We start from the raw sequence: 18,658 nt of genomic DNA, 5'->3' as shown, positions 1-18,658 counted from the left end.
CCGGCACGACCCCCACTACGACCACCGGCTTTAGCGCGTTCGGCGCGAACACGACATGATGGGGAACATGACGCAATCGGATGACGCATCGGATCCCGTTGTCGTGATCGGCCCCGAAGGCCGCCCGCTGGTGTTGCCGCCGGGTGCCGCGTCGAACGCGTCGTATTCCGGCGGGGAGAACTCCACGGGCGACGAGGCCGAGGGCGACCGCACCGAAACGCTCGCCGATATGGTCGAACAGCCGGCCAAGGTGATGCGGATCGGCACCATGATCAAACAGCTGCTGGAGGAGGTTCGGGCGGCCCCGCTCGACGACGCCAGCCGCACCCGCCTGGCCGAAATCCACAAATCCTCCATCCGGGAGCTGGAGCAGGGCCTGGCCACGGAGCTGCGCGAGGAGCTGGAACGGCTGGCGCTGCCGTTCAGCGAGGACGCTGTCCCCTCGGACGCAGAACTGCGGATCGCGCAGGCGCAGCTGGTGGGCTGGCTCGAGGGTTTGTTCCACGGCATCCAGACGGCGCTGTTCGCCCAGCAGATGGCCGCGCGTGCACAGCTCGAACAGATGCGCCAGGGCGCCCTGCCGCCGGGGATCCACGCCGGTGAGGGCCGCGGCGGTCAGCAGGGGCACTCCATCGGGGGCACCGGGCAATACCTCTGAACGCGGTGGTGTATATGCCAGGCGTTACCGGATCGTATTGCCGGGGTAGTGTCGTGCACCGTGCCTGCAGCTTCCGCTCGCCCCGACCTGGTAACCCCTGAAGATCCGGCGAGCACCGACGAGAGCTCGGTGCGCGCCGACCACACTCCCGCCGCAGATGAGAAGCCCGTGAGTTCCGAGCAGACCCCGGTAGCCGATACCGATATCGCCCAGGTGAGGGCCCCGGCCCCGATCGAGCCCGATTCACAGTCCTGGGCGCGGGCCTGGCGCGATATCCGCGAAGGCTTCGGGCAGCGCGAACTATGGCTCTCGCTCGGCTGGCAGGACATCAAACAGCGCTATCGGCGGTCGGTGATCGGCCCGTTCTGGATCACCATCGCGACCGCTGTACAGGCCACCGCGATCGGCATCCTGTACGCGGCGCTGCTCGGTCAGCCGCTGCAGGAATACCTGCCGTATGTCGCGGTGGGCCTGATCGTGTGGAACGTCATCAACGCCTCGATCACCGAGGGCGCGGATGTGTTCATCGCCAACGAGGGCCTGATCAAACAGCTGCCTTCGGCGTTGAGCGTGCACGTGTTCCGGCTGGTGTGGCGGCAGATGCTGTTCTTCGCCCACAATCTGCTGATCTATGTCGTGGTCCTGGCGCTGTTCGGGGTCTGGCGCGATCTGCACTGGACGGCGATCGCCGCGCTACCTGCGCTGGCGCTGCTGTTCATGAACGCCATGTGGGTTTCGGTGCTGTTCGGTATCTTCAGCACCCGCTACCGCGATATCGCGCCCATCCTCGGCAGTATGACGCTGATGCTGTTCGTGCTGACCCCGGTGATGTGGAGCACCAAGAGCCTCGAGGCCCAGGGGGGCGAGGTCGCCGAACGGGCCCGGATAGCCGAAGTCGTCCCCACATACCACTACCTGGAGATCGTGCGCGCGCCGCTGCTCGGCGACGATCAGAAGCTCTACCACTGGGCGATCGTCGGCGCGATTACCGTGGTGGGCTGGATCGCCGCCGCGATCGCCCTGAAGAAGTACCGTTCGCGCGTGCCCTACTGGGTTTAGGAGTCAGCCGGTCATGACCGATCAGGTGAGTATCGAAACCCGCGACGCGTGGGTGGAGTTCCCGATTTTCGACGCGAAATCGCGGTCGCTGAAGAAGGCGTTCCTGGGCAAGGCGGGCGGTTCGATCGGCCGCAACCAGTCCGATGTGGTGGTCGTCGAGGCGCTGCGCGACATCACGCTGTCGCTGAAGGAAGGCGACCGGGTGGGCCTGGTCGGCCACAACGGCGCCGGTAAATCCACCCTGCTGCGACTGCTGTCCGGTATCTACGAACCCTCGCGCGGTAGCGCGCGCATCCGCGGGCGGGTGGCGCCGGTGTTCGATCTGGGTGTCGGGATGGACCCGGAGATCTCCGGGTACGAGAACATCATCATCCGCGGCCTGTTCCTCGGACAGACCCGTAAGCAGATGCTGGCCAAAATCGACGAGATCGCCGATTTCACCGAACTCGGCGAATACCTGTCCATGCCGCTGCGTACCTATTCGACCGGTATGCGGGTCCGGCTGGCGATGGGTGTGGTGACCTCCATCGACCCCGAGATCCTGCTGCTGGACGAGGGGATCGGCGCGGTCGACGCGGAGTTCATGAAGAAGGCCCGGATCCGGCTGCAGGAACTGGTCGCCCGCTCCGGCATCCTGGTTTTCGCCAGCCACTCCAACGAATTCCTCGCCCAGCTCTGCGATTCCGCGATGTGGATCGACCACGGCCAGATCCGGCTACAGGGCGGAATCGAAGAAGTGGTCCGCGCCTACGAAGGGCCGGACGCGGGTAATCATGTGGCGACCGTATTGCGTGAGCTGGAGGCGGAGAAGACCGGTGGTTCCACCGCCGGAGCCGGTGAGCCCGAGCCGCAGCCGGCCGACAGCGAACGAGAACTGGAGAACAACCAGGTATGAGCGAGTCAGGCCCGGAGGGGGCGGCGGAGCGTGACCACGCGGAGCCCTCGGTACCGACGGACCCCGCAGCGGCGGTACTGCCTGCGGTCGACTACAGCGCGGACGCCGTCGTCGTGGCCGTGGTGGTGACGCATAAGCGGCGTGACCTGCTGGCCGAATCGCTGAAAGCCGTAGGGACTCAGTCGCGGCCGGTCGATCATCTGATCGTGGTCGACAACGGGAACGAGGACGAGGTGGCCGAACTGGTCGCCGATCAGCCGGTGCCGACCACCTATCTCGGTTCGGCGCACAATCTCGGCGGTGCCGGCGGGTTCGCGCTCGGCATGCTGCACGCGCTGAGCCTGGGCGCGGACTGGGTATGGCTGGCCGACGACGACGGCCGCCCCGACGGGCCGGAAGTACTTGCCACGCTGTTCGATTGCGCACGCCGCCACGAACTCGTGGAGGTTTCGCCGGTGGTCTGCGATATCGACGAACCCGACCGGCTGGCTTTCCCGCTGCGCCGCGGCCTGGTGTGGCGGCGGCGGCGTTCCGAACTCGGCGACGACGACTTTTTGCCGGGTATCGCCTCCCTGTTCAACGGCGCGCTGATCTCGGCGCAGGCCGTGGATGTGATCGGCGTACCGGATCTGCGGTTGTTCGTCCGCGGTGACGAAGTGGAGGTCCACCGGCGCCTGGTGCGCTCCGGATTACCCTTCGGCACCTGCCTGCAAACGGCCTACCTGCACCCGAACGGTGCCGCCGAATTCAAGCCGATCCTGGGCGGGCGGATGCACACCCAGTACCCGGACGATCCGGTGAAGCGCTATTTCACCTACCGCAACCGCGGGTATCTCATGTCGCAGCCGGGTATGCGAAAGCTGCTGCCGCAGGAATGGATTCGTTTCTCCTGGTTCTTCCTGGTGACCCGCCGCGATCCGGCCGGATTGCGCGAGTGGTTCCACCTGCGCAGCCTCGGCCGCAACGAGCAGTTCCAGAAACCGGACTAACCGCGGATCGCCCATACTGCTCATATCGGTCAACCGATGCGTAACAGGGGTTGACGGCGGATGCGAGAGTTTCCTCCCCAGCAGGTAGGTTCGGCTGGCAATCAGCATGATTCGGGAGGAGATCGATGAGTTACCCCGGCGGTCAGCCGCCACAGGGAATGCCCGCACCCGGCCAGTACCCGGCGCCGCAACCACAGTTCGCGCCGCCGGCACCGCATCCGGGCGGGCAGCCGCAGCAACCAGGGGGACCACAGGGGCAGCAGCAGTGGGGCGTGCCGCCGCAGGGATTCGGGCAGCCCACCGGGCAACCGCAGTTCCCCAGCAGTCCACAACCCCAGCCGGTGGGGCAACCACAGTTCCAGAGCGGACCGTACCCGCAGCCGGGGCAGCCGCCGGCACAGTTCGGACCCGGCGGGCAGCCCGGGCCGTACGGTCAGCAGCCGGGACAGGCGGCGCCGAACGATCCACCGGGCATCACGGTGGACTGTTCCTACACCCCCATAGAATTCCTGCTCGCCATCACCAAACCGAAAATTTTCGTGAACGGGCAGCAGGTGCCGAATACGCGCTGGGGCGCGAACCATATCCCGGTCGGCGCCGGTAACTACCATGTGCGTGTGGTGACGCCGTGGCTGTTCGATATGGGCCCCGCCGAGGCCCCGATTTCTGTGCAGCCCGGGCAGGCGGTTCGCTACTACTATCGGGCGCCCGCGATCATCTTCATGAACGGCGCGTTCGGGCCGGTACCGCAGAAGACCCCCGGCATGGTGGTGATGTACGTGCTGTGGGCGTTCGTCGCGCTCATGGTCGTGCTCAATTTCGCCATTATGGCCTCGATGTGAGTCGGCGCGAGGCGCTCGGCGGGCCGGTACCGGCCCGCCGAGCGCCCGCGTAGTACCGACGCCCGCGTTCTTCCGTAGTCCCGCACATCGCGGTGCCGAACGCCGCGCGAGGCGGCAGAGTCGACAGCCGTGCGGCAGTACGGTGCGCCCGACCTGCGATGATCGCGCGCCCTCTGGGCAATACCCGGCCGGTTGCCTACGCTCGAACCGCATGCGCCGGCCGCGTTGGGTATCGCGCGGCGGCGGCCGCGACGACAGAAGGGCAGGCTATGACGGCAACCGGAGGCAAACCACTGAGCGGGCGGACGATGATCATGTCCGGCGGCAGCCGTGGCATCGGCCTGGAGATCGCCAAGCGGGCCGGCGCCGACGGCGCGAATATCACCCTGATCGCCAAAACCGATCAGCCGCATCCCAAACTGCCCGGCACCATCCACACCGCGGCCGCCGAGATCGAGGCCGTGGGCGGGACGGTACTGCCGTTCGTCGGCGATATCCGGCTCGACGATTCGGTGGCCGAGGCCGTCCGCCGGACCACCGAACGTTTCGGCGGGATCGATATGGTGGTGAACAACGCCTCCGCCATCGACCTGTCCCCCACGGACGCGCTGGCGATGAAGAAGTACGACCTGATGCAGGACATCAACTGCCGCGGCAGTTTCCTGCTGTCCAAGCTCTGCATTCCGGAGCTGCGCAAATCCGCGGCGGCCGGGCGTAATCCGCATATCCTCACGTTGTCGCCGCCACTGAACCTGGACCCGAAATGGGCGGGTTCCGCCCTGGGCTACACAATCGCCAAATACGGTATGTCGCTGACCACGCTGGGTCTGGCCGAGGAACTGAAATCCGACGGTATCGGCGTGAATTCGCTGTGGCCCCGCACCACAATCGCCACCGCCGCGGTACGCAATCTCCTCGGCGGCGAGGAGATGGTGAGTACCTCGCGGACCCCGGATATCTACGCCGACGCGGCCTATCTGGTGCTCACCGCACCGGCCGCCGAAACCACCGGAAATTTCTTCATCGACGATGATGTACTGGCCGCCCACGGCATCACCGACCTCGACAAATACCGCGTAACCCCCGGCGACGGCCCGCTCAGTACGGATCTCTTCCTCTGATCACCGGCGGCACCCACTCGCCGCTACGCGTCGACGGACTCGATGCGACCCTCGCCTCACCTCGCCCGGCCGACAGGTGGCTGCCACCGAGCAGTGCGGCCCTCCCCTTCTCGACGAGCAGGCGGTGGGCGCATGCGTGCGGCAAGCAAGGTCCGCACCGCGGTGGCGGGCAGCCCGCTACCGCGGATCTCGGTGCGCGGATACCGGCTGTTACGGGTGGAACGCCCCGGTTCCACCCGTGATCAGCTCATTTCCCGTTGATGCCGTACAACCGCTCCCAGTTCTCGCGGCTGGTGAGTTCGGCGTGGGCGCTGCGGTAGCGCTCCTGCAGCGTCGGTAGTTCTTTGCGCAACCGGCGCAGGACCCGCAGCGTGCGCAGCAGCAGGGCGCGTGCTCGTGCTTTGTCGCGTTTACGTACCCGCACACCCGATTGCGAGGCGTCGGTGACGACCACATGGTCGAACAGCGAGACATGCCACCAGTGCGCATCCTCGCGGGTCACTCCCATGAGCCCGTACTGCACCCGGCCGGTCCACTGCTGGATCGCTCGTTTGATCAGCACTGCCAGTAGCCGGCTCGGTTCGGCCCCGGCTCGGCGTACCCGGATATCGGCGGAGTTCACCGTCGGGGTGGCCGCCGGATGTTTCACGGTTTCCGGGTAGTCGGCGCGGCTGGTGCGGGCCCGGCGCAGCACATCGATGCCGCCGTCGCGCAAGATCTGCGGCCCCTGCAGGAAATCCTCGATCCCCTGCAGGGTGGTGTGGGCGAGACCGTATTGCATCCCGACCAGGTACTCCCCGATATTGCGGAGCAACTGCTGGGAGACGGTGCCGGCGTCCAGGTCGGCGTGCATGGCGCTGACGATCAGCGAGTTACGGGTGCTGAAGTAGCGGGCCCAGTCGTCGAAATCCTTCCAGTAGAAGTCCGCGTGCCAGACCGCCGCGTTCGGCAGGGTGACCGTGACGAACCCGTGCTCGCGGGCGCGGACCCCGTATTCCACATCGTCCCACTGGAAGAAGATCGGCAACGGCAGCCCGATCTTCTTCACGACCTCGGCCGGGATCAGGCAGGTCCACCAGGCGTTGTAGCCGGCATCGACGCGGCGTTCCTGGTTCTTCTTGAGCATGCTGGTGTTGCGCAGTGCCTTGGGCACCTTCTGGCCGTGCATCAGCTTGTGCAGGTGCACATCTTCGGCGCCGACGTTCAGGTAGTCGGGGTTGAGCAGGAACAGCATCTGCGCGCCGACCAGGGTCGGTTCCACGGTGAGGTTGGCGAAGGCCTGCAACCGCAGCACGGTTTCGGGTTCGCACAGAATATCGTCGTCCATGAGGATGACGTCGGCGTGTTCGTTGGCCGCCGACACCTCGTACAGCCCCCGGGTGAAACCGCCGGCGCCGCCCAGGTTGGGCTGGCGGATATAGCGCAGTTTCGCGCCGAGCGCGGGCCGGGTTTGCTGGTACCGCGGCTGGTTCTCCACCAGATCAGTGCCCTGGTCCACTACGTACACCGCGTCGAGGGCGCCGAGCACGGTCTCGTCGGAGGCCAGTGCCGCGACGGTTTCGGCGCAGTCCTGGGCGCGGTTGAAGGTGCAGATGGCGATGGCCACCGGGCGTACGGTGTCGGGCGCCGGCGCGGTCCAGGTGAGATCCGAAACGGCCAGTTCCCCGCCGACGGCATCGAATTCGAGCCAGAGCGCGCCGCCGTCGACGAACTGATCCAGTGGGGCGGTCAAGGTCACCGGGCCGCCGGCGGTGACCTCGGTGCTGCCGACGATGCGGCGGTGCCCGGCGATATCGGAGGCGACGATCCGCACTCTGGCGTGTTTGCCGACCTCCAAGGTCATGGTCGCCTGTACTTCGGTCACCACGGTCCAGCGCTGCCAGTAGCTGGCGGCGAAACGGCCGAAGTAGGTGTTGGTGTGTGCGGTGGCGCCCTTTTCCAGGTGCAGGCTCAGCCGCTCGCGGGTGGCGCGGCCCTTGACCACCGCGTACAGCTCGTCGCTGATCTTGGGTGACGGTCCGGTGAAGATACCCCGGGCCAGCACCAGCCGGTCCGGTGCCCGATGGTGTTCGGCGCGCAGCGACTCCGGCGCGACCGCCGAGTGTTCGTTCGTCTCGCTAACGGCCTGCATAGCCGACTGGTCCATGAAGTCCTCGAAATCCTTATATGCCGACGGGACCGACATGTCCCGGAATACGGTTCGCGGCGGGCCCGAGAATATCAATCAGCCACGCCGGTCGCCCGTTCGGTCGTTTCCCTATCGCCTCCACCTGTAAACACGAACTTGCCATAGGCCCAATAGCGGAACACCACCGCGATGATCTGACCTATCAGTGTTCCAGAAATATTGTCGGCCAGCGGGGTGGACAGATCCAGCACATACCGGGAGAAACCCAGGCAACCCAGCTGCAGCCCGATGGCGATCACATTGATCAGCGCGTACATCACGTACTCGCGGGCCGGGCTACCGGTTTGCTTGTGCGAGAACGTCCACCATTTGTTGCCGAAGTAGGTGACCACGGTCGCCACCGCGATCGCGATGATCTTCGCGGGCAGCGGGATGTGGAACATCACTCCCTCGCCGCCCCAGGCACCGAAGTTGAACACCAGCAGGTTGTAGGCGCCGGCATCGACCAGGAACCCGATCACCCCGACTACCAGGAACGCCGCGCTCTGCCGTAGCCCGGCACGCACTCGCGCGACGAGCGAACGGGGGACCGGCGCGCCGGTGTCGACCACGGCCGACGACTCACCAGATGACACGCGCCGACGGTACCGTAGTGACCTGAGCCATCGGTCACGACATGGCAGGAGCGAGTCAGGCCCGGAGGCGGCAGCACAGTGTAACCACGAAGGGCCCTCGCTTCTGCCCCATGGATACAGCCCGGTACTCTCCCGGTGTTCCCATATCCATCGATTTCGAGGATTTGACCAGGTGGAGTCCACCGTTCTGCGCGTTGCCGCCGTGGTTCCGTGCCACAACGAAGAAGCGTCGGTCGCCAAAGTCGTCACCGACCTCAAGGCGGCGGTGCCGGGAATTGTCGTGTACGTATACGACAATCTCAGCACCGATGCCACGGTCGAGAAAGCACAGGCCGCCGGCGCCATCGTGCGCAAGGAACTGGCCAAGGGCAAAGGCAATGTCGTACGCCGCGCCTTCGCCGATATCGAGGCCGATGTGTACCTCATGATCGACGGCGACGACACCTACGATGCGGCCGCGGCCCCGGAAATGATCGAAACCCTGCTCTCCGGGCCCTTCGATCATGTGCTCGGCGTCCGGAAGCAGGATGTGGGCGGATCCGCCTACCGGGCCGGTCACGAAACCGGTAACCGGGTCCTCAACGGAGTGGTCGGCAAGGTTTTCGGCGAAAACGTCGAGGATATGCTGAGCGGGTTCCGGGTGTTCTCCCGCCGCTTCGTCAAGAGCTTTCCTGCCGTATCCCGGGAATTCGAGATCGAAACCGAACTCACCGTGCATTCGCTGCATTTGCGCGTTCCGAAAGCCGCGGTGCCGGTCGGCTTCCGGGACCGGCCCGCGGGCAGTGAAAGCAAACTGCGCACCTACCACGACGGATTCAAAATCCTGGCCCTGATCTTCGGCCTGGCCCGGCACGAACGGCCGGTCGCGTTCTACGGCCTGTTCGGCACCCTGAGCTGGCTCGTCTCGGTGGTCCTGACCATCCCGATCATCGCGGAATACTACGAATCCCATACCGTGCCGCGCTTCCCCACCCTCTTCCTGGCGTGCACACTGCTGCTGGTGGGCTTCCTCGCCTGGACCGCAGGCCTGATCCTGGACGGTATCCGCCGCTCCCGGCACGAAGCCGCTCGGCTGATCTATCTGCGCTACGAGGCGCCGACCGCGGCACCACCGGCCGCTTCGACCGGCGAAACCCAGCCGGATCCCGTGGCCGGGGATATCCGTTGACCGCCGATACCGAGACCCGTCCCGCCGGAAACGAGCGGGCCGCGGGCAGTAAACCCCTGTCTGCTCCGGCCCGCGCCGGCCGCGCCGTGATCCACCGGGCCGGCCCGGCGACCGTCGCCTTCCTCCTGCTCGCCGGGATCTTCGGCACGGTGTTCGCGGTGATGAGCCCGCCGTTCTGGGGACACGACGAACTCACCCAGTTCGGCCGCGCCTACCAGGTATCGCAAGGCGGACTGGGCCCCACCGAAATCGAGGACGACCGCGGTGTCGCCTACGGCGGTGAAGTACCGGCCGCCGTGGAAGCGCTCATGGGATTCGCGCTCGACGATTACACGCACAACCCGGGTGAGCCGTACCCCCTCGTCGCCGACCCCGGCACCTACCAGCGGCTGAGTGACGCACCGGTCACCGACGAGCAGAAAACGGTGTGGTTCACCAATACCGCGGCGTATTCGGCGGTGCCCTATATCCCGAACGCGATCGGTATCTGGACCGCCGACCTCGTCGGTGCCGACGCGGGCACGATGGTGCGCCTCACCAGGCTTGCCGGCCTGGCCTCGTATCTGCTGGTGGTCGGTTTCGCGCTGTGGGCGCTGCGGGCGCACCGCATCCAATGGCTGGCCTTCACCGTGGCCGTTCTGCCGATCGCGGTGTTCCAGGCCGGCACCATCACCGCCGACACCCTCACCAACGCGCTCGCCCTGCTGGTCTCCGCATTGCTGGTCAAGGGACTGTTCCTCGGGGACAGGCTGGGTCGCACCGAAACGGCCGCGGTGATGGCCTGCGCCGTTCTGCTGCCGCTGTGCAAACCGACTTACATCCTGCTGGCCATGCTGGTGGTGCTGATTCCGGCCGAACGGATGGGCCTGACCGGGTGGCGCCGCTGGATCACCTGGGCCTGCGCCGCCCTGGGCGCCGCCGGGTTCGCGGTGTGGATGAAGATCGCGGCACCCACCGGCGAGGGCACCAGCCTGATGCGCCCGAAGCACCAGTGGTACACGGTGGATACCGGTGAACAGCTGATCGGCATCCTGACCGACCCGTTCGGTTTCCTGCGAACCTTCTGGGAAAGCATTCTGCGCCGCGACCACGAATGGTTCACCGAATTCTTCGGCGAACTCGGCTTCGCGTACGTGAATGTGCCCGCCACCGCGATCGTGGCCTGCCTGCTGGCGCTCGCCGTGAGTGTCGGGACGGCCGAACGCTTCGCTCACCCGGATTTCCGGCGGACGCTGGTGGTCGCGCTGACCATGGCCGCCAGTGTCGCGATGATCTACGTGACGCTGTACATGTCGTTCACGCCGGTCGGGTACTACATCATCGACGGCGTCCAGGGGCGGTACTTCATTCCGCTGGCCATCGTGACCTCGGCGGTGCTGTTGCGCTGGATGCCGTTCCGGCTGCGCGGCCCCGGGGATCGTGAGCCGGGGCGGGGGGCCGCGGTGACGGTCGTGGTGGCGGCGACGATCGCGCTGGTTGCCACGGTCGCGAAGTACCACATCTACGTCTGGGCGTAGGTCTAGGGCGCCTCGATGGTCCGTTCGCCGGCTTCGGCGTAGGCGCGTTCGGTGGCGGCTTTGACCGGGCGCCACCAGGATTCGTTGTCCCGGTACCAGGCCACGGTGGCGGCCAGGCCGGTCCGGAAGTCCGCATAGCGGGGGCGCCAGCCCAGTTCGTCGCGGAGCGTGCTCGCGTCGATGGCATAACGCTGATCGTGTCCGGCGCGGTCGGTGACGAAATCGAAATCGTCCGGGGCGCGACCGAACTCGGCCAGCAGCAGTTCGACCACGGCGCGATTTCCGAGCTCGCCGTCCGCGCCGATCAGGTACGTCTGCCCGATCCGGCCGCGTTCCAGCACATCCCAGACGGCGCGGTTGTGATCGTCCACGTGGATCCAATCGCGGATCTGCTGTCCGCCGCCGTACAGTCGCGGCCGCACGCCGTCGATCAGATTGGTGATCTGGCGCGGAATGAACTTCTCGACATGCTGATACGGCCCGTAGTTGTTGGAGCAGTTCGACAGGGTGGCGCGGATCCCGAAGGACCGTACCCAGGCGCGGACCAACATATCGCCGGCCGCCTTCGTCGCCGAATAGGGGCTCGAGGGGTTGTACGGCGTGCGTTCGGTGAACGCGGGATCGCCGGCGGCGAGATCACCGTAGACCTCGTCGGTCGACACATGGTGGTAGCGCACCCCATGGCGGCGTATGGCCTGCAGCAGGGAATATGTGCCGACGATATTCGTCTGCACGAACGGCCACGGTTCGGTCAGGGAATTGTCGTTATGCGATTCGGCGGCGAAATGGACGACAGCGTCCACCCCGCTGACCAGTTCGTCGACCAGGTCCAGATCCGCGATATCGCCGTGCACGAAATCGATACGGTCGGCCACCGGATCCAGCGAAGAACGGTTACCGGCATAGGTGAGCGCGTCGAGAACGGTGACCGTCACCTCCGGCCGTTCGGTGACGGTCTGCTGGACGAAGTTGGCTCCGATGAACCCGGCCCCACCGGTCACGAGAAGACGCACCCATCCACTCTACGTCCCGGCGGGCACCGCGGCGGGCGGCCGGTGTTTCAGGCCGGCAGCCGATCCGCTCCCCAGCTGCGGTGCACATACCCGACGACCCCGTCCAGTTCGGCGCGGTCCACCGAGGCCAGTTCGCCCGGTTCGAGGGGGTCGAAATGGAAGATGTAGAGCCGGGAGGCGAACTGTTCGAACGGCAGCGACGCCTCGCCGAAACGTTCGCCGTGGCCGGCTGTTCCCACCACGACTCCGTCGCCCCAGTCCTGACCGCTGTCGTTGTTCGGGTTGTAGAAGTAGACCCGCATCCGGTCCTGCGGATCCAGCGCGACCCGCAGGATGGTGATCGCATGCCAGCCCACGAACCGGGCGGCGCTGTCGGTCACCGCGACTCCGGCCGGCTGCGGGTGGATCAACGGCTGGTTGCCGTTGTGGAACGGGTGGTAACTGGCATAGAAGTGGCGTAGGAACTCGTCCAGATCGGTGAGCTGACCGGTGGCCACGTCGACGTTGATCCGGAATCCCCGGCCCGACCACCAACCGTGGAATTCCGGGTTCACCCAGCGGTGCGGATCGCCCTCGCGATCGGCACACTGCCGGCCCATTTCCGCGTAGATACGGTCCAGATGCGGCACCACCAGCAGCGATACCGGGTCCAGATCGACCGGCAGTTTCGTGGCGACCCCGCCCACGCTGTCACGCGAGGAGATGGGCCGGCCTTCGAAATGCATGACGACCTCGTCGTCGCGCGCCGCCCAGGCCAGTGTTTGCAGCAGATAGTCGGGGTCGTTGTAGGCCCACATCGACAGCGCGCGGGCCGACTGGCAGGTCGGATTGTCGCCCTGACCGACGCCCAGCGGCAGCCCCAGAATGGACAGCATGCCCGCGAGCAGGCGGGCATGGGGGTCCGGGTCGGGGCCGAATGCCTGGGTGAGCCGTTCCTGCGAGTACGGCGAGAGCTGCAACGCGAGCTGCCGCCACAGCGCGGGGGCGACCGGCGGCTGGTAGAGGATGCCGCGTTCCAGCAGCAGCGCGATCCCGTAGATGCACTGTGCGGTTTCGACGTGCACGGCGTCGGCGATGAGGCGGCGTACCAGTTCGTGGTAGCAGAGCAGGCATTCGCGGCCGGTGCTGGACAGGCCCAGCGCCTCCCCCAGCAGGTATTCGCCCTTGCCGAGCAGGAAACGCACCAGTACCGCGTGATACGGGGAGACCAGGCCGGTGTCGTGCATGGACCGAGCGAAACCCGCGGTCTCGTACGCCAGCGCACTGTCGTCCATGGTTTCGAGGCGCTCCCGGTAGACCTCGACACCCGGATCTTCCCGGCACGCCTCGGTGGTGCCGTAGAGACTGCTGATCAACCGGTCGGCACCGAGTCCGGCGGCGCCCAGATCGATATCGGGGTTGGTCCGGGCGACGGCGATCTGGGTGATCATCCGCTTCACCGGTTCCACCTGGATCGGGCGCTGGCGCAAGATCCGCCAGATCTCGTCGACCAGGTTCTCCAGCACCTTCTCGTAGCCGATCTCCTCGACGAGATGGCGCAGCAGTTCCCGCGAAACCTGAGCCATCCGGCCCTGCTGCGCCCGTTCCGCCTCGGAGGGGGGCGTGAACAGCAGGGTCAGATTCATGGCCAGCACCTGGGACAGATGATGGTTCGCCTGTTCGGCGGAGATCATCGGGTGCACGTACTCGCCCTTGGCCACCGCCAGCAGCCGCAGATTGCTCACCGTTTCCAGCACCACGGTGTCGCCGTTGGCGCTGCGCAGGGAACCGGTGCTCAACGAGGGGATCAGGATCTGCGGCTGCGCCCAGTCCGTACCGACGAACAGACCGGCCGATTCCAGCCGCGCCGCCCGTGCCCGTACGGCCGCGCAACCGCCGGGCAACAGCAGGACTCGGCGCAGCGCCGCGAGAACCCTCGACAGCTTCAGGTGCTTGCCGAAATCGCTGGTGTCCGCGAGCAGCTGCGTCGCGTCATCCAGCAAGGCCAGACGTCTGTCGAGGGTCGCCCCGTCACCGCTGAGTGGGGTCAAATGAGGATCCTCCCCGTGATCAGATTACTGCCGAACGAATCAGATGTAGAAATCGAGCTCTTCCTGTCGCTTCAGCAGATCCCGCAAAGTGTACGGGTCGTCACCGAAGAAGTACAACAGGCCCCAATGGTTGCCGAACGCGGTACGTTTGGTCACTTTTTCCGTCAACGGCTCCGCGAGCTCGTGAGTTTCGAAATATTCGTGGTCCTCGGTCTCGTCGGGCACCGACAACTGACTGACCACGCGCCGCCGCGGATAAACACCGAAGCAGCCGGCATGCCCTTTCGCATCCTCCACTTCCCGCGGAAAGAAGTTCTCGATCTCTTCTTCGGTGGTCTTCGGGTCGAAGGCCAGGACGAGGGCATGGTAGGCGTTGAACCCGTACGAGCGCTCCAGCAGTTCGAACACCTTGAACCCGGGCGGCCGGTAGGCGACCTCACCGAAGTACATCTCACCGTCGCTGGTGACGAAATATTCCGGGTGCACGAAGCCGAACTCGATATCGAACGTTTTCACCAGCCGTTCGACCTGGCGGATGATTTCCGGGCGGAACTTCTCCAACTCGGGTGTCGCCGGGACGAATACAGAATACCCGAGGGTGACATACTCGGAAATGTTGAGGAAGCATATCCGGCCGTTGTGTATCCACGCCTCCACGGCGAATTCCCAGCCGTCCAGATGTGATTCCATCAGGACCGGGAACTCGTCGTCGGGGATCGTATCGATCTCGTCCGGGGTCCGGATAACCCGATGTCCGAGGCAGCCGGCCTTGTCGAAGGCCTTCACATGGATGGGATCGTTGGGGTCCCCGTCGAGCTTGAGCAGGGTCTGGTTCACTCGTTTCAGAAAACGGATCACATCATCGCGTTCGTGGGCTTCCTCGAATATTCCGACGCGGATACCGCCCAACTGTGCGCGCCGCTTCATCAGCGCTTTGTCGCGCAACAGCATGGCCTGCCCGAAAAGGCGTGGATTATCCATCAACACCGAATTGATGGCACCCGCCCATTCGACGGTTTCCTCGAAGATGGGAATGGCGACGTCCACGCCCATGTCCTGTAGCGTCTCGGCGATTTCCATCGACCGATCGTTGAGCCGTTCGAAGTTCCAGGGAAGATAGGGTATGCCGTTTTCGGCGCAATAATCCGCCACCCACTCCGGGGCCACCACGACGTAGCGCCGGTCGAACCGATCCACCGCTTCCACGGCATTCAAACTCCAACCCAGCAAGGCAACGTAACCTTTATCCGGGTCGCACCCTTCATCAGTGTTCCGAACTCTGGATTCTGATGCCGAAATCGACAAAACCTCTCCCCTCTCGACCATATCTACAGCTCGCTGAATCACGAGGGCGTCGGTTCACACGCGAAAACTCCGGCCACACCGCCGGCACAGATATCGGGTCGCTACCGAATCCGCGTCGAAAGTTCGAATTCGCCGTGGACCGGAAAAAGTAACGCCCTCATTTCCACCGAGTACCCGATGTTTCCGGAACGAAACCGGCAGACGGGTCCCGGCGCACCCGGTCCGCACCGAAAGCGCCGCAGCCTCACCGGTATCGGGCCACCCGAACCGGCCGGGCCCCGGGTCGCGCACCCACCCGGGCGTGGCCACCGGACCCCCGGTAACCCTGCCGCACGAACACCGCCGCATCCCGGCTGGCACACTGATCGAACATGCGCGGAATCATTCTGGCGGGCGGCACCGGGTCACGGCTGCATCCGATCACGCGCGGGGTGAGCAAACAGCTGGTCCCGGTCTACGACAAGCCGATGGTCTACTACCCGCTGTCCACTCTCATGCTGGCCGGTATCCGGGACATCCTGGTGATCACCACACCCGAGGACGCCGAATCCTTCACCCGGCTACTCGGCGACGGATCGCAGTTCGGCATCTCGATCAGCTATGTGGTGCAGCCGGTTCCCGACGGTATCGCGAAGGCCTTCGTACTCGGCGCCGGCCATATCGGCGGCGACTCCGCCGCGCTGGTTCTGGGCGACAACATCTTCCACGGCCCCGGCCTGGGCACCAGCCTGCACCGGTTCGCCGATATCGACGGCGGCGCCATCTTCGCCTACCGGGTCTCGGATCCGACCGCATACGGTGTCGTCGAATTCGCCGACGGCAAGGCGATCTCCATCGAGGAGAAGCCGAAGGTCCCGCGCTCGAACTATGTGGTGCCGGGGCTGTACTTCTACGACAACGACGTAGTGGAGATCGCTCGCGGTCTCGTCCCGTCGGCGCGCGGCGAATACGAGATCAGCGATATCAACCGGGCCTATCTGGAAGCCGGCCGGCTGGGTGTCGATGTGCTGGCGCGGGGCACCGCCTGGCTCGATACCGGCACCTTCGATTCGCTGCTCGACGCCGCCAACTATGTGCGCACCGTCGAGGAACGCCAGGGTTTGAAGATCGGCGTGCCGGAGGAGGTCGCGTGGCGGATGGGCTATATCGACGACGAACAACTGTGCCTGCTGGCCGACCCGCTCACCCGCTCCGGTTACGGTAAGTATCTGCTCGATCTGCTCGAGCACGGACGGAGTTGGTGAGTAGGTAGATGCGGATCAGTGAGATGTCGGTCCCCGGCGCCTGGGTGTTCAGTCCCACGGTCCACGGCGACGATCGCGGCTGTTTCGCCGAAACCTTCCGCGCCTCGGAGTTCGAGAAGATCACCGGCCGGCCGTTCGATCTGCTGCAGGTCAACACCTCGGTCTCCGCGGCCGGGGTACTGCGCGGGATCCATTACACCGACGATCCGCCCGGCCAGGCGAAATACGTCACCTGCGTACGGGGCGCGTTCCTGGATGTCGTGATCGATCTGCGGGCCGGATCGCCGACCTTCGGCCGCTGGGACAGTGTGCTGCTCGACGACCGCGACCGGCGCTCGGTTTTCCTCTCCGAGGGGCTCGGGCATGCCGTCCTGTCGCTGGCCGACGATTCCACCCTCACCTATTTGTGCTCCCTCGAATACAGCCCCGAATACGACCACGATCTGGACGCCTTCGATCCGGATCTGGCCATCGATTGGCCGACGGCCGGTCGCGACGGGCAGCCACTCACCTACCTCCGTTCACCGAAGGACGCGGCGGCACCGCGACTACGCGACCGCTGACCGCCCGGGCGAATCGGGCCGGCGCCGGAAATATCGCGCAGAACCCCGCCGCGAGCGCGGTTTCCGCCGGATTCGCCGAGCGGCCGGTTCGGCGGTAATGTCGCTGCCCGGTGGTTCCGTCGCGGAGCCGCCCCCACGGTGCCGGTGAAATCACCGGCCCAGGCGCCCCGGCCGTCGCCGGGCCGGTTCTCGGGGGATTCGTCCACTGACTCACTGGCCGTACCGGGATCCTCCCTGGATTCCACCCGGGAAGCCGACCGTGACCAGGTATAGCGGTGCCGGCCGCTGCTATTCCCCCGTGGAAAGGAATGAGACCTAGCCGACAGTCGAAAAAATTCGCTGGAACGGCGTAACGCCACGGGGACCCGGCACCGATACGACCCATGAAAGCCGGAGCTGATCTATACCGGGGAATGGAGATGACAGTGCGTACGACGTTTTCGACTTCCGTCTCGGCGGGCGCCAAGTCCGCGGCCGCGCGGGACTACGTCCAGCGTGGCTGGACGGTCGCCGAAACGACCAACGGCCTGTGCCTGATCACCGATGCCGACCTGTCCGCCGTCGAGGTCACCGGGGAGTTGGCCGCGTCGGTACGCCGGTACCTGCGCGCGAACAACCTGACCGGTCCGGTCATCGAGATTCCGGGCGCCGAGCGCCGCGAAATCCATCTGGTCACCGGTATGCGCAAGGCCGAGCGTGCCGTCGAGGCGCTCCGGGCAGCCGGTGCGGTCGTGCACACCGACGGTGACGGCATCCCGCTGCCGCCCACCCACCTTTCGGCGGGTTCGGCCAGCTGGGGCGTCGCGCCCGACGAGTCCCGCTGGATTCCGCCGGTGGTCGCCCTCGGCGCGGCGGTGCGTACCGCCCTCGCCCGGCGCCCGCGCCGGCTGACCAGCGTCGCCTGAGCAGGCACAACACATACCCGGAAGCGAGAACCCCGGTCGTGGACCACGACCGGGGCTCTCGTCGTGCCGAAACACTGCCGGGCCGGGGCCCAGGGTCCCCAGGTTCTCCCTCGGCCGGGGACAGCGCCGAAAGAAATCAGCGGATACGGAAGATGACCAGGCGCTGCACCACGAAGTTGATAACCGTCGCCGTCCCCTGGGCGATCAGATAGGCCAGCGGTACCCGCCACCACAGGCCCTCGTCGATGGCCTCGTAGACCACCCAGTTGATGCCGACCTGCACGCAAAAGGTCAAGGCATAGAGCACGACCACAGCGATGAAACGGGCCCGGCTGGGCGGCGCGTTGAAGGTCCATCGCCGGTTGATCAGATACGCCGTCGTGGTGCCGGCAATGAAACCGATCGCCTTCGCGATATTCACCGGTAGTCCGGCCACCTCGAGCAGCAGCCAGTACAGCCCGAAGTCGACCACCGCGGAGAGCGCTCCGGTGGCCACGAATCGCAGCAACTGCGTTTTCAGGCCGATTTCCGCGCTCGCCTGACCGGAAGCATTCGGCGCGAGCCCGCCCGTCGCCTGCTCCTCGGG

The 18,658-nt window shown here is 65.9% G+C and carries 18 protein-coding genes; 12 read left to right on the top strand and 6 right to left on the bottom strand.

All coding sequences use genetic code 11. The features are described 5' to 3' along the window. Positions 1-67 precede the first annotated feature (67 nt). The 7 genes from ON22_RS00795 to ON22_RS37750 all read left to right on the top strand — a co-directional run bounded on the left by ON22_RS00795 (position 68) and on the right by ON22_RS37750 (position 5,825). Complete coding sequence (locus tag ON22_RS00795) at positions 68-658, top strand: bacterial proteasome activator family protein (protein WP_174375533.1); 591 nt, start codon at positions 68-70, stop codon at positions 656-658. A 204-nt stretch (positions 659-862) separates the two neighbouring features. Next, positions 863-1,717: a galactan export ABC transporter permease subunit Wzm/RfbD gene (wzm, locus tag ON22_RS00790; protein ID WP_051157039.1), complete on the top strand. Its 855-nt coding sequence runs from the start codon at positions 863-865 to the stop codon at positions 1,715-1,717. A gap of 13 nt (positions 1,718-1,730) precedes the next feature. Continuing rightward, positions 1,731-2,612 carry a galactan export ABC transporter ATP-binding subunit Wzt/RfbE gene (gene wzt, locus ON22_RS00785; protein ID WP_051157021.1) on the top strand — a complete coding sequence of 294 codons (882 nt, stop codon included), beginning with the start codon at positions 1,731-1,733 and terminating at the stop codon, positions 2,610-2,612. Continuing rightward, complete coding sequence (gene glfT1, locus ON22_RS00780) at positions 2,609-3,601, top strand: galactofuranosyltransferase GlfT1 (RefSeq protein ID WP_231508529.1); 993 nt, start codon at positions 2,609-2,611, stop codon at positions 3,599-3,601. Before wzt ends, glfT1 begins: the two co-directional genes overlap by 4 nt. A 125-nt stretch (positions 3,602-3,726) precedes the next feature. Next, a complete protein-coding gene (locus ON22_RS37755) occupies positions 3,727-4,443 on the top strand; it encodes a hypothetical protein (protein ID WP_231508528.1) in 717 nt (238 codons plus the stop codon). A gap of 269 nt (positions 4,444-4,712) precedes the next feature. Continuing rightward, positions 4,713-5,564, top strand: a complete 852-nt coding sequence (locus tag ON22_RS00770; protein ID WP_033243856.1) for an SDR family oxidoreductase — start codon at positions 4,713-4,715, stop codon at positions 5,562-5,564. 132 nt (positions 5,565-5,696) lie between these two features. Further along, the gene (locus tag ON22_RS37750) at positions 5,697-5,825 is read left to right on the top strand and encodes a hypothetical protein (protein ID WP_255218502.1); all 129 of its coding nucleotides are present in this window, start codon (positions 5,697-5,699) and stop codon (positions 5,823-5,825) included. Here the strand turns inward: ON22_RS37750 and ON22_RS00765 are convergent. After that, entirely contained in the window at positions 5,812-7,710 is a 1,899-nt protein-coding gene (locus ON22_RS00765) for a glycosyltransferase (protein ID WP_033244453.1), read from the bottom strand. The genes ON22_RS37750 and ON22_RS00765 overlap by 14 nt on opposite strands. A 74-nt stretch (positions 7,711-7,784) precedes the next feature. Beyond that, complete coding sequence (locus ON22_RS00760) at positions 7,785-8,327, bottom strand: GtrA family protein (protein WP_033243855.1); 543 nt, start codon at positions 8,325-8,327, stop codon at positions 7,785-7,787. 172 nt (positions 8,328-8,499) lie between these two features. Between ON22_RS00760 and ON22_RS00755 the strand changes: the two genes are divergently transcribed. Together ON22_RS00755 and ON22_RS00750 are read left to right on the top strand one after the other, a co-directional pair. Next, on the top strand, positions 8,500-9,495 hold the full coding sequence (locus ON22_RS00755) for a glycosyltransferase (RefSeq protein WP_033243854.1): 996 nt from the start codon (positions 8,500-8,502) through the stop codon (positions 9,493-9,495). After that, positions 9,492-11,012 (top strand): DUF2142 domain-containing protein, encoded by a 1,521-nt coding sequence (locus tag ON22_RS00750; protein WP_081595230.1) that lies wholly within the window; start codon positions 9,492-9,494, stop codon positions 11,010-11,012. The genes ON22_RS00755 and ON22_RS00750 overlap by 4 nt, the downstream gene beginning before the upstream one ends. A gap of 2 nt (positions 11,013-11,014) precedes the next feature. On the opposite strand, the gene rfbB is transcribed toward ON22_RS00750, so the two are convergent. The 3 genes from rfbB to ON22_RS00735 are packed head-to-tail and all read right to left on the bottom strand — an operon-like array spanning position 11,015 to position 15,135. Further along, complete coding sequence (gene rfbB, locus ON22_RS00745) at positions 11,015-12,025, bottom strand: dTDP-glucose 4,6-dehydratase (protein WP_033243853.1); 1,011 nt, start codon at positions 12,023-12,025, stop codon at positions 11,015-11,017. Positions 12,026-12,072: 47 nt separating this feature from the next. Next, positions 12,073-14,055: a hypothetical protein gene (locus tag ON22_RS00740; protein ID WP_033243852.1), complete on the bottom strand. Its 1,983-nt coding sequence runs from the start codon at positions 14,053-14,055 to the stop codon at positions 12,073-12,075. 39 nt (positions 14,056-14,094) lie between these two features. Then, complete coding sequence (locus tag ON22_RS00735; protein WP_231508588.1) at positions 14,095-15,135, bottom strand: ATP-grasp domain-containing protein; 1,041 nt, start codon at positions 15,133-15,135, stop codon at positions 14,095-14,097. Positions 15,136-15,731: 596 nt separating this feature from the next. On the opposite strand from ON22_RS00735, the gene rfbA reads away from it, so the two are divergent. From rfbA to ON22_RS00720, 3 genes are all read left to right on the top strand, one after another. Then, positions 15,732-16,604 carry a glucose-1-phosphate thymidylyltransferase RfbA gene (gene rfbA / locus ON22_RS00730; RefSeq protein ID WP_033243851.1) on the top strand — a complete coding sequence of 291 codons (873 nt, stop codon included), beginning with the start codon at positions 15,732-15,734 and terminating at the stop codon, positions 16,602-16,604. A gap of 8 nt (positions 16,605-16,612) precedes the next feature. After that, on the top strand, positions 16,613-17,167 hold the full coding sequence (locus tag ON22_RS00725; protein ID WP_033243850.1) for a dTDP-4-dehydrorhamnose 3,5-epimerase family protein: 555 nt from the start codon (positions 16,613-16,615) through the stop codon (positions 17,165-17,167). A 413-nt stretch (positions 17,168-17,580) separates the two neighbouring features. Further along, a complete protein-coding gene (locus ON22_RS00720; protein WP_174375532.1) occupies positions 17,581-18,072 on the top strand; it encodes a hypothetical protein in 492 nt (163 codons plus the stop codon). A 136-nt stretch (positions 18,073-18,208) separates the two neighbouring features. On the opposite strand, the gene ON22_RS00715 is transcribed toward ON22_RS00720, so the two are convergent. After that, positions 18,209-18,598 carry a GtrA family protein gene (locus tag ON22_RS00715; RefSeq protein WP_033244449.1) on the bottom strand — a complete coding sequence of 130 codons (390 nt, stop codon included), beginning with the start codon at positions 18,596-18,598 and terminating at the stop codon, positions 18,209-18,211. Positions 18,599-18,658 lie beyond the last annotated feature (60 nt).

It is taken from the genome of Nocardia carnea NBRC 14403, assembly GCF_000308515.1.
GTDB classification, from domain to species: Bacteria; Actinomycetota; Actinomycetes; order Mycobacteriales; family Mycobacteriaceae; genus Nocardia; species Nocardia carnea.
This window is presented reverse-complemented; position numbering and strand designations above follow the sequence as displayed.

Bases quoted from the DNA above. Each gene is read 5' to 3' on its own strand.
- ON22_RS00795 (WP_174375533.1), top strand. From the start codon at position 68: ATGACGCAATCGGATGACGCATCGGATCCCGTTGTCGTGATCGGCCCC.
- wzt (WP_051157021.1), top strand. From the start codon at position 1,731: ATGACCGATCAGGTGAGTATCGAAACCCGCGACGCGTGGGTGGAGTTC.
- glfT1 (WP_231508529.1), top strand. From the start codon at position 2,609: ATGAGCGAGTCAGGCCCGGAGGGGGCGGCGGAGCGTGACCACGCGGAG.
- ON22_RS37755 (WP_231508528.1), top strand. From the start codon at position 3,727: ATGAGTTACCCCGGCGGTCAGCCGCCACAGGGAATGCCCGCACCCGGC.
- ON22_RS00770 (WP_033243856.1), top strand. From the start codon at position 4,713: ATGACGGCAACCGGAGGCAAACCACTGAGCGGGCGGACGATGATCATG.
- ON22_RS37750 (WP_255218502.1), top strand. From the start codon at position 5,697: ATGCGTGCGGCAAGCAAGGTCCGCACCGCGGTGGCGGGCAGCCCGCTA.
- ON22_RS00765 (WP_033244453.1), bottom strand. From the start codon at position 7,710: ATGGACCAGTCGGCTATGCAGGCCGTTAGCGAGACGAACGAACACTCG.
- ON22_RS00735 (WP_231508588.1), bottom strand. From the start codon at position 15,135: ATGGAAATCGCCGAGACGCTACAGGACATGGGCGTGGACGTCGCCATT.
- rfbA (WP_033243851.1), top strand. From the start codon at position 15,732: ATGCGCGGAATCATTCTGGCGGGCGGCACCGGGTCACGGCTGCATCCG.
- ON22_RS00725 (WP_033243850.1), top strand. From the start codon at position 16,613: ATGCGGATCAGTGAGATGTCGGTCCCCGGCGCCTGGGTGTTCAGTCCC.
- ON22_RS00720 (WP_174375532.1), top strand. From the start codon at position 17,581: ATGGAGATGACAGTGCGTACGACGTTTTCGACTTCCGTCTCGGCGGGC.